The sequence below is a fragment of the Stenotrophomonas sp. HMWF003 genome (assembly GCF_003061285.1).
Lineage (GTDB): Bacteria > Pseudomonadota > Gammaproteobacteria > Xanthomonadales > Xanthomonadaceae > Stenotrophomonas > Stenotrophomonas maltophilia_AP.
The window spans coordinates 5,368-14,870 of record NZ_QAIW01000248.1 but is presented as its reverse complement, the minus strand read 5'-3'; the positions used below and the strand labels follow the sequence as shown (position 1 = coordinate 14,870).

8 protein-coding genes and 1 pseudogene are annotated in these 9,503 nt (G+C 68.2%); 3 read left to right on the top strand and 6 right to left on the bottom strand.

Going from position 1 to position 9,503, the window contains the following annotated elements; genetic code table 11:
• The first annotated feature begins 406 nt into the window (after positions 1-406).
• Together DBR34_RS10235 and DBR34_RS10230 are read left to right on the top strand one after the other, a co-directional pair.
• Positions 407-1,126 carry a DUF4386 domain-containing protein gene (locus tag DBR34_RS10235; protein WP_128096709.1) on the top strand — a complete coding sequence of 240 codons (720 nt, stop codon included), beginning with the start codon at positions 407-409 and terminating at the stop codon, positions 1,124-1,126.
• Between the two features lie 11 nt (positions 1,127-1,137).
• Positions 1,138-1,545 (top strand): DUF6326 family protein, encoded by a 408-nt coding sequence (locus DBR34_RS10230; protein WP_128096708.1) that lies wholly within the window; start codon positions 1,138-1,140, stop codon positions 1,543-1,545.
• Positions 1,546-1,558: 13 nt separating this feature from the next.
• On the opposite strand, the gene rtcA is transcribed toward DBR34_RS10230, so the two are convergent.
• Both rtcA and DBR34_RS10220 read right to left on the bottom strand, forming a co-directional pair.
• On the bottom strand, positions 1,559-2,575 hold the full coding sequence (gene rtcA, locus DBR34_RS10225; RefSeq protein ID WP_128096707.1) for an RNA 3'-terminal phosphate cyclase: 1,017 nt from the start codon (positions 2,573-2,575) through the stop codon (positions 1,559-1,561).
• Positions 2,576-2,630: 55 nt separating this feature from the next.
• The gene (locus DBR34_RS10220; RefSeq protein ID WP_128096706.1) at positions 2,631-3,851 is read right to left on the bottom strand and encodes an RtcB family protein; all 1,221 of its coding nucleotides are present in this window, start codon (positions 3,849-3,851) and stop codon (positions 2,631-2,633) included.
• Positions 3,852-4,157: 306 nt separating this feature from the next.
• On the opposite strand from DBR34_RS10220, the gene rtcR reads away from it, so the two are divergent.
• The gene (gene rtcR, locus DBR34_RS10215; RefSeq protein WP_128096705.1) at positions 4,158-5,768 is read left to right on the top strand and encodes an RNA repair transcriptional activator RtcR; all 1,611 of its coding nucleotides are present in this window, start codon (positions 4,158-4,160) and stop codon (positions 5,766-5,768) included.
• A gap of 144 nt (positions 5,769-5,912) precedes the next feature.
• On the opposite strand, the gene DBR34_RS10210 is transcribed toward rtcR, so the two are convergent.
• The 4 genes and pseudogenes from DBR34_RS10210 to DBR34_RS22620 form a co-directional block, all read right to left on the bottom strand.
• Positions 5,913-6,467 carry a hypothetical protein gene (locus tag DBR34_RS10210; protein ID WP_128096704.1) on the bottom strand — a complete coding sequence of 185 codons (555 nt, stop codon included), beginning with the start codon at positions 6,465-6,467 and terminating at the stop codon, positions 5,913-5,915.
• Between the two features lie 105 nt (positions 6,468-6,572).
• The gene (locus tag DBR34_RS10205) at positions 6,573-6,899 is read right to left on the bottom strand and encodes a low molecular weight protein tyrosine phosphatase family protein (RefSeq protein WP_128096703.1); all 327 of its coding nucleotides are present in this window, start codon (positions 6,897-6,899) and stop codon (positions 6,573-6,575) included.
• A gap of 16 nt (positions 6,900-6,915) precedes the next feature.
• Positions 6,916-9,108 carry a DNA helicase II gene (gene uvrD, locus DBR34_RS10200; protein WP_128096702.1) on the bottom strand — a complete coding sequence of 731 codons (2,193 nt, stop codon included), beginning with the start codon at positions 9,106-9,108 and terminating at the stop codon, positions 6,916-6,918.
• Between the two features lie 34 nt (positions 9,109-9,142).
• A pseudogene (locus DBR34_RS22620) lies at positions 9,143-9,503 on the bottom strand (subclass B3 metallo-beta-lactamase); the annotation flags it as partial.

The window sequence follows — 9,503 nt, the reverse complement described above, 5'->3', positions numbered from 1 at the left end:
GTTCGCAGCGCAGCCGGACCAGGTCCAGGCCGCCGCCGTGCTGCAGGCAGGCGTAGGCGTGCTCGAACAGGGCCAGCACCGGTGCCACCCAGCCCGCCGACAGCGTCAGCGCAACCAGGACAGCCAACAGGTACGGAGTTCCCTTGTTCATTTGCGCGCTCCCAGCGGACAGCGCCAGACTCTGGGCGCGGTGCCGGACGGCCACAAGCGGCACGCGACGAAGCGGCTGAAATGCGGGATGAGTGCCGGGCCATGGCCGACGAGTAGCGGGTGCCGATGACCGGGCCGGGCGTCCCTGCGCCGTCCTACCGTCCGTCGGCACGTGACTTCCGGCAGTCACCGCCGACCCACCCGCCCCGTACGGTGGCGGCAACCGGTACTTCCCACCGGTACCCGGAGCGGCGCGATGGCAATGCAGCAGCGGACCGGCCGCCTGGCCGGTGGGGTGTATCTGGTGGTGATCGCCACCGGCATCTTCAGCCTGGCCTATGTGCCTTCCCGGATCAGCGTGGGTGACGATCCCGCCGCCACCCTGGCCAACGTGGTCGCGCATGCGGAGCTGTTCCGTGCCGGCATCGCCGCCTTCGCCCTGGAGCAGATCGCCTTCCTGCTGCTGCCGCTGCTGTTGTATCGCGTGTTCGCCGCGACGCATCGCCCGGCCGCCACGCTGATGGTGGCCCTGGCGGTCACCGGCGTACCGATCGCGCTGGCCGCACTGGCCCACCGCCTGGAGGCGGTAACCCTGCTCACCGACCCGGCGCTGGCGCGGGCGCTGTCGGCCGGGCAGCTGCAGATGCTGGCGATGGCCGCACTGAAAAGCTGGAGCAGCCACATCTTCCTGGCCAGCCTGTTCTGGGGGCTGTGGCTGCTGCCGTTCGGCTGGCTGGTGTGGCGCACGCGCGCCATACCGCGTGCACTCGGCGTGCTGCTGATGCTCGGCGGCATCGGCTACCTGCTCAACGTGTTCGGCGAGCTGTTGATTCCCGGCTACGCCACTACCGCGCTGTCCAACTACGCCACGCTGCCCGCCTCGCTCGGCGAGATCGGCAGCGGCCTGTGGTTGGCCCTGTTCGGGGCGCGCGCCAGCGACGTCGCCCCACCCCGGCACGCCACCGTCCTTTCCTGACGAGAATCGCCATGAGCACCCCCACATTGCACGACATACCGATCCACGCGCGTTTCAAGCTGTCGGCGCTGTGGACGGCGCTGATGTTCTGCTACATCTACGGCGACTACTTCGGCCTGTACGTCCCCGGCAAGTTGCAGGGCATGATGAACGGCACCGGGCCGGTCGGGCCGGTCAGCGAAGGCACGCTGGTGGGCACGGCGTTGATGCTGGCCATTCCCGCACTGATGGTGCTGCTGTCGCTGGTGGCACCGGCGTCGCCGGCGCGTTGGCTCAACATCGGCTTCGGCCTGGTCTACACCGTCATCATGCTGCTGACCCTGCCCGGTGCATGGTGGTTCTACCTCACCCTGGCGGTGATCGAAATTGCGCTGTCGCTGGCCACCGTGGTGGTGGCATGGCGATGGCCGCGCGGCTAAGCAGCGCGCGGGGTCAACGACTGACCGTCACCCGCCACCCGCCCTCGTGCGGCTGCCAGTCGAACTCGACCGGCAGGAATTTCTCGATCAGGCGTGCGTTGCTGGCCAGGTGCTCGCTGATCGCCGCGGTGGTGAAGCTGCCGGCCCCCGCCAGCGCCATCGGCAGCAGCAGCTGGTCGGACAGATGCTCGCCCACGCAGCCGCTGCCCTGCAGGTACTGCTGCACCTGCCCGGCCAGGCGCGCGCCGACCTGCTCGGCCGACACGCCGCGCTCGCCATGCCCGCTGAAGACCTCCACGTGGGCGTCGTGACGCACATGCACCAGCGCCACGTTGCCCGGGCCCAGCGCCGGGCGCACCGAGCGCACGTGGCGTGGATGCGGATCCACGCCCAGGGTGTCGGCCAGCACCTGCAACTCGCGCAGGCCGATGCTGCTGGACAGGCCGGACATCAACACCGTGGCTTCCATCGACGCCAACGCGCCACGGTCCTGGAAGTCGCAGGCCTGCAAGGCCGCGCACGGCGCGACCTCGAGCTGCAGCACGCCACCGCCGGCCGGGTGGAAACCGTGCTGCTGCAGCGCCACGGAGGCCTGCACGCCCATTCTGGCCAGTGCCGGCAGGTAGGCGTCGGCGATGAAGTCCGCGCTGGGTGCCAACGGATTGTGGGTACCGCCTTCCAGCCGCACCCGTGAGGGCGCTGCGGCCTGCCACAGCGCCGGCAGCACGGTCTGTAGCACCAGCGTGGCCGAGCCGGCGCTGCCGGTGGCGAACTGGTAGTCGCCCGCGCACACCGGGCCGGGCTCGAAACGCAGCGAGGTGGCACCCAGTTCCACGCCGTGCGTGCAGGCGTTGCCCACCCGCGCCGCAGCGGTGACCGCAGTGAGGTGCTGGCGCATCAAGCCGGGGCGACGGCGTTGCGCGCGGATGTCATGCATGGTGAAGCCAATGCCGGTGCACAGGCTCAAGCTCAACGCCGAGCGCAGCAGTTGCCCGCCACCCTGGCTGCCATCCAGTTCAATCATGTCCATGTGTGTCGTCCTCCTTGCCGGCGCGCGGCGCAGTGTACGCCGCGCGCCCGGCGGTTCATCCCTTTACGCACACCACCTGGCGCAGCGTATGTACGATCTCGACCAGGTCGCGCTGGGCCTCCATCACCGCTTCGATCGGCTTGTAGGCCGCCGGTGACTCGTCCACCACCTCCACGTCCTTGCGGCATTCCACGTGCGCGGTGGCCTTGGCGTGGTCGTCCACGCTGATCAGCTTGCGCGCCTGGGTACGGCTCATCACGCGACCGGCGCCGTGGCTGCAGCTGTGGAAGCTGTCTTCGTTGCCGAGCCCGCGCACGATGAAGCTCTTGGCCCCCATGCTGCCCGGGATGATGCCCATCTCGCCCTTGCGCGCACTGACCGCGCCCTTGCGGGTAAGCATCACGTCCTTGCCGAAGTGGTGCTCGCGGCTCACGTAGTTGTGGTGGCAGTTGACGGCCTCGGCCTGCGCCTCGAACGGCTGGGTGATCACCGTGCGCACCGCCGCCACCACGTTGCGCATCATGATCTCGCGGTTCATGCGTGCGAAGCGCTGCGCCCAGTCCACGGCGAACACGTAGTCGCCGTAGTGGGTGCTGCCCTCGGGCAGGTAAGCCAGGTCCTGGTCAGGCAGGTTGATCATCCAGCGACGCATTTCCTGCTTGGCCAGCTCGATGAAGTACGTGCCGATGGCATTGCCCACGCCACGCGAGCCGGAGTGCAGCATGAACCACACGCGCTGGTCTTCATCCAGGCAGATTTCCACGAAGTGGTTGCCGGTGCCCAACGTGCCCAGGTGCTTGAGGTTGTTGGTGTTCTTCAGCTTGGGGTGGCGCTCGCAGATCAACGCAAAGTCGTCCACCAGCTGGCGCCAGCCGTCCACGGCCAGTTCCGGCGGCGTCTCCCAGCTGCCCTTGTCGCGGCCACGGCCCACGCTGCGGCCGTGCGGCACCGCGCGCTCGATCGCGCTGCGCACCGCCGACAGGTTGTCGGGCAGGTCGCTGGCGGTCAGCGTGGTGCGGGTGGCGATCATGCCGCAGCCGATGTCCACGCCCACGGCCGCCGGGATGATCGCACCGATGGTGGGCACCACCGACCCGATGGTGGCGCCCTTGCCCAGGTGCACGTCGGGCATCACCGAGATCCAGCGGTGGATGAAGGGCAGGCGCGCGATGTTCTGCAGCTGCTCGCGGGCCGCGTCTTCCAGCGGCACGCCGCGGGTCCACAGCTTGATCGGAACAGCGCCGGGCTGCTGGATGACGTCGTAGGTGATGCTCATGGTTCATTTCCTTGTTCGATATGCCGGAAGGCGGCGCGGTACAGCGTCCGGCCCGGCCCGACTGGCCCCATTGCCAGCCGGGCATTGCCCTTGCCGCGTCCCTGCGGCGTGCACCTGCGCTGCGATGGGGCCGGTGGGCGGCCCGCATCGCGTCCTGCCAGAAGTAGAGCAATCGGCGTGCCAACTTCTACGGGGATTGCCCAAGCTCATGTTTGTAAAGGAATTTCACGGAGTATTCGCGGCGGTCGACTTCTGCCCCATAGCTGTTTTCTATATATTGTGAGCGCGCTTCTTATAAGGATGGATATGCGTAAGCGACAGGTCGTGTTCGGCATGCTCGGTATCCAGCTCGATGCCGGGACCGGTCCAGGCCGCTGGCAGAAATGGCGGCCGACGGTGGCGCTGGGGATGCACGACGACTTCGTGCCGGACCGCATCGAACTGCTGGTGGACGCGCGCCGCTTCGGCGCGCTGACCGCGCTGGTGCGCGAGGACCTGGCGCTGACCGCGCCGGACACCGCGGTGCACGTCCACGACACCTACATGGCCGACCCGTGGGAGTTCGAGGGGGTATACGCGTGCCTGCACGATTTCCTCGCCGGCTATGCGTTCCAGCCGGACGAGGAGGACTACTACATCCACATCACCACCGGCACGCACGTCAGCCAGATCTGCTGGTTCCTGCTGACCGAGAGCCGGCACTTCCCAGGTCGGCTGCTGCAGACCTCACCGCCGCGCAAGCAGCACGTGGGCGACCCGGGCACGTACGCGGTGATCGACCTGGACCTGTCGCGCTACGACCACATCGCCCAGCGCTTTGCCCAGCAGCAGCTGCAGGACCGCGACCTGCTCAAGGGCGGCATCGCCACCCGCAACCCGGCGTTCAACCGGATGATCGAGCAGATCGAAACCGTGGCCACCCGCTCGCGCGCGCCGATGCTGCTGATGGGGCCCACGGGCGCGGGCAAGAGCCAGCTGGCCCGGCGGGTGTTCGACCTGAAGAAGCTCAAGCATCAGCTGCCAGGGCGGTTTGTCGAAGTGAACTGCGCCACCCTGCGCGGCGACGGCGCGATGAGCACGCTGTTCGGCCATACCAAGGGCGCCTACACCGGTGCGGTCAGCGACCGTGCCGGCCTGCTGCGGTCGGCCGACAAAGGCCTGCTGTTCCTGGACGAGATCGGCGAGCTGGGCCAGGACGAACAGGCGATGCTGCTGCGTGCACTGGAAGAGAAGCGCTTCCTGCCGGTGGGCAGCGACCGCGAAGTGGAAAGCGATTTCCAGCTGATTGCCGGCACCAACCGCGATCTGCAGCAGGCCGTGCGCGCCGGCCGCTTCCGCGAGGACCTGCTGGCCCGGCTCAACCTGTGGACATACCCGTTGCCCGGCCTGGCCCAGCGCAGCGAAGACATCGAGCCCAACCTGGATTACGAGCTGGAGCGCTGGTCGCGCGAGCAGCACGAGCGGGTGCGCTTCAATGCCGAGGCGCGCAGCCGCTACCTGGCCTTCGCCACCAGCCCCGATGCCACCTGGCGGGGCAACTTCCGCGACCTGGGCGCGTCGCTGATGCGGCTGGCCACGCTCGCCAACGCCGGGCGCATCCAGACTGATGGGGTGGAAGAAGAGATCGCGCGGTTGCGCGCGCAGTGGCATGGCGGCACCGACGTATCGCCGTTGGACGCGCTGCTGGGTGAGGCCGCTGCCGAACTGGACCGCTTCGACCGCGTGCAGCTGGAGGACGTGGTGCGGGTCTGCGCCCGCTCCGCATCGCTGTCAGCCGCCGGCCGCGAGCTGTTTGCGGTGTCACGTACGCAGCGGGCCAGCACCAACGATGCGGACCGGCTGCGCAAGTATCTGGCGAGGTTTGGATTGGATTGGGAGCAGGTGCGCGGGGTTTCGCGCGGGGGTGCTGCGGGGTAACCGCCGGGTTGCGTGCAGCCGACCAACGGTCGGCTCTACGTGGGTGCGGGGGAAGCCGATCAACGGTCGGCTCTACCGGGGTGCGGGCGCGGTAGAGCCGACCGTTGGTCGGCTGCACGCAACCCCGGCCCGGCTACACGCCGGTCAGGCGACCTTCACCACGCGCGCGCCTTGGCACAGCGGATAGGTGGCCACCAGGTCGGCGATGCGCTCGCGCAGGATCTCGAACGACGCACCGTAGAGGTACAGCGCGGTCTCGGTCGGCCCCTGCCACCAGCTGCAGATCTCGCCCGCGCCTTCGATGCGCTCGACGATCTGTTCGAACACGTAGTTCGAGTCGCACTGCTCGTAGACCTCATCGGGCAGGTCGGTGCCGTTGAGGTACAGCGCCAAGCCCTCGGTGACGCCGAACGGCTGGTCCGGCGCGCCTTCGCGCTGGATCAGCGAGCCCTTCGGCGCACCCAGCTGTTCCAGCAGTTCGATCACGCCCGGCAGCGAGGCCGGATCGTTCAGGGCAATCTCGATGTCGCCGTAATCCACTTCGCCCTCGTCGGTCAGTGCAGTGCCGCCACCGGTGAGCTGGCCCAGCTCGGCGCTTTCCAGCAGCGCGTCGAGCGGATCCTCGAACAGCTCATGGCGATGCTCGGGTTGCAGCTTGGCATTCAATTTGACGGTAACGTGCAGCGGGGAATCGGTCATGGGGGTGGCCTGTGCCAACGGAATACCCCCATTGTAGTGCCGGCCGCTGGCCGGCTCCCGACAGCAACCGCGCCAAGAGCAGCCGGCCAACGGCGGCGCTTCACCTCACCGCAGGAATGGCGCTACCTTTCGCTCCAGCAGGTCCACCAGCGCCGGCTGCATGAAGTCGTAGTCGTCGGGAATATCCAGACAGACGATGCGCTTGCCACCCAGCCAGGGCCGGAACCGGCTGGACAGGCGGCTGCGGTGGGCGCGCTCCATCACGAAGATCAGGTCGGCCCACTGCAGCAGCTCCGGGCTGACCGGCACATCGGCATCGGGCTTGAGCCCGGCCGATGCGGTTTCGATGCCAGGCCAATCGGCGAACACCTGCTCGGCCGTGGGGCTGCGCAGGCGGTTCTGGCTGCAGATGAACAAGACGTGGCGCGTCATCCGTGGCGCGTCCGCCTCAGAGCACGGTGAGGTTGGCGTAGGCCATCACCAGCCACTTGCTGCCGGCGTCGGCAAACTCCACCTGCACGCGCGCGTGCTGGCCGTTGCCTTCGTAGTCGGTGACCATGCCTTCGCCGAACTTCGGGTGGTTGACCAGCGCGCCCAGCTTCAGCGGCGGTGCTTCCAGCGCAGCGTGGCCCATCACCCGGTTGGCCCCCAGCGAGGCGGTGCGCGAGACCTGCACCTTGGGCCGCACTTCGTTGAGCAGTTCACGCGGGATCTCGCGCAGGAAGCGCGAGGGCACGTTGTAGTTTTCCTGGCCGTGGATGCGCCGCGATTCGGCGTAGCTGAGCACCAGCTTCTGGCGTGCGCGGGTGATGCCCACGTAGGCCAGGCGGCGCTCTTCCTCCAACCGCCCGCTTTCTTCCAGCGAGCGTGCGCTGGGGAACAGGCCATCTTCCATGCCGGCCAGGAACACGATCGGGAATTCCAGACCCTTGGCCGAGTGCAGCGTCATCAGCTGCACGCCCTCCTCGCCCGCCTGGGCCTGGCCTTCGCCGGCCTCCAGCGAGGCGTAGGACAGGAAGGCGACCAGTTCACTCATGGTCTCGCCGGTTTCCTCGATGTCGTCCTCGCGGCGTACGAAGCGCGAGGCCACCGACACCAGCTCGTCGAGGTTGTCCGCGCGCGATTCGGAATCCAGCGCGTTGCGGCTTTCCTTGGACCAGTGTTCGCGCAGGCCCGAACGCACCAGCACGTGGTCGATGCGCTCGGCCAGGGTCATCTCGCCGGCTTCGCCGTGCAGCTGGTTGACCAGGGTGAGGAAGCCGGCCAGCGCGTTGCGTGCACGTGCCGCCAGTTCGTTGCCCTGGGTGGTGAGCATGGTGGCTTCCCACAGCGAAATCGCGTGGCTGCGCGCCAACCGCCGCACTTCATCCAGGGTGCGGTCGCCGATGCCACGGGTGGGCGTGTTGACCGCGCGCTCGAAGGCGGCGTCGTCGTTGCGGTTGGTCATCAGCCGCAGATAGGCCAGCGCGTCCTTGATTTCGGCGCGCTCGAAGAAGCGCATGCCGCCATACACGCGGTACGGCACCTGTTCGGAGATCAGCGCCTCTTCAAACGCGCGCGACTGCGCGTTGCTGCGGTAAAGCACCGCCGCATCGCCATAGCTGCCGCCGTCGCGCACCCACTGGCGCGCGCGCTCGACCACATAACGCGCCTCGTCCATTTCGTTGTAGGCCGCGTACAGGTCGATCGGATCACCGTCGCCACTGTCGGTCCACAGTTCCTTGCCGATGCGGTCCGGGTTGTGCGCGATCACCGCGTTGGCCGCGCCCAGGATGTTGGCGCTGGAGCGGTAGTTCTGCTCCAGGCGCACGGTCTGCGCGCCGGGGAAATCCTTCAGGAAGCGCTGGACGTTCTCGACCTTGGCGCCGCGCCAGCCGTAGATGGCCTGGTCATCGTCGCCGACCACGAACACGTGGCCGCTGTCGCCGGCCAGCACGCGCACGAAGGCGTACTGGATGGCGTTGGTGTCCTGGAACTCGTCCACCAGGATCTCGCGGAAGCGCGAGCGGTAATGGGCCAGCAGCGCGGGGTTGTCGCGCAGCAGTTCGTGCGCGCGCAGCAGCAGCTCCGCGAAGTCGACCAGGCCGGCGCGGTCGCAGCGCTCCTGGTAGGCCGCGTAGGCCTGGCGCATGGTTTCCAGCCACGCGTCGTGCGGCTCGGGCTGGATGTGCTGCGGGCGGCGGCCTTCGTCCTTCTGCTCGTTGATCCACCACGCGATCTGCTTGGGCGGGTGCTTGCTGTCGTCGATCTCCAGCTGCTGCACCACGCGCTTGACCAGCCGCAGCTGGTCGTCCGAATCGAGCACCTGGAAGCTGTCGGGCAGCTTGGCGTCCTGGTAATGCAGGCGCAGCAGGCGGTGGGCCAGCCCGTGGAAGGTGCCGATCCACGCGCCGCGGCTGCCCTGCGGCAGCTGCAGGTCGATGCGGTGGCGCATCTCGCCGGCGGCCTTGTTGGTGAAGGTCACCGCAAAAATGCCATGGGTAGGCACGCCGCAGACTTCATTCAGCCAGGCGATGCGGTGGATAAGTACGCGGGTCTTGCCGGAACCGGCACCGGCAAGCACCAGATGGTGGCCGGGCGGGGCGGACACAGCTTCGCGCTGGGCGGGGTTGAGCCCGTCGAGCAAGTGGGAGACATCCATGCCGCCATTTTACGCCCTCCGCGTCCTCCCTGCGTCAGGGTTTGCGACCGGCGGCCTCCTCCTTCAGGCGGGCGTCCAGCTGGGCACGTCCGTTCTGTGCGTAACGCTGGCAGGCCCCCGCGTCCACCAGCGGCGGCGTTCCATCGCCTGCCAGGCGCGCGAACAGATTGCTGCCCAGCGGATGCGGCGTCACGTGGATGTCGCAGGGCAGCGCGGCCAGCGTGTCCAGGCCGCGGCGGAAGGCGGCGACCACCTGCGGATGATCCCCGTAGCGGTACTGTGCGTCGGAGATGGCACTGACACTGTCGGTGTAGGCGATGTCCAGGCAGCGTGCGCCCTCGCAGGAGCGCCATGTCCAGCTGGTGCCGCCGGGCGTGTGGCCTGGCGTGGCATGG

What these genes read in the sequence shown, in the direction of transcription:
- DBR34_RS10235 (WP_128096709.1), top strand. Translation starts at nt 407, where the DNA reads ATGGCAATGCAGCAGCGGACCGGCCGCCTGGCCGGTGGGGTGTATCTG.
- DBR34_RS10230 (WP_128096708.1), top strand. Translation starts at nt 1,138, where the DNA reads ATGAGCACCCCCACATTGCACGACATACCGATCCACGCGCGTTTCAAG.
- rtcA (WP_128096707.1), bottom strand. Translation starts at nt 2,575, where the DNA reads ATGGACATGATTGAACTGGATGGCAGCCAGGGTGGCGGGCAACTGCTG.
- DBR34_RS10220 (WP_128096706.1), bottom strand. Translation starts at nt 3,851, where the DNA reads ATGAGCATCACCTACGACGTCATCCAGCAGCCCGGCGCTGTTCCGATC.
- rtcR (WP_128096705.1), top strand. Translation starts at nt 4,158, where the DNA reads ATGCGTAAGCGACAGGTCGTGTTCGGCATGCTCGGTATCCAGCTCGAT.
- DBR34_RS10210 (WP_128096704.1), bottom strand. Translation starts at nt 6,467, where the DNA reads ATGACCGATTCCCCGCTGCACGTTACCGTCAAATTGAATGCCAAGCTG.
- DBR34_RS10205 (WP_128096703.1), bottom strand. Translation starts at nt 6,899, where the DNA reads ATGACGCGCCACGTCTTGTTCATCTGCAGCCAGAACCGCCTGCGCAGC.
- uvrD (WP_128096702.1), bottom strand. Translation starts at nt 9,108, where the DNA reads ATGGATGTCTCCCACTTGCTCGACGGGCTCAACCCCGCCCAGCGCGAA.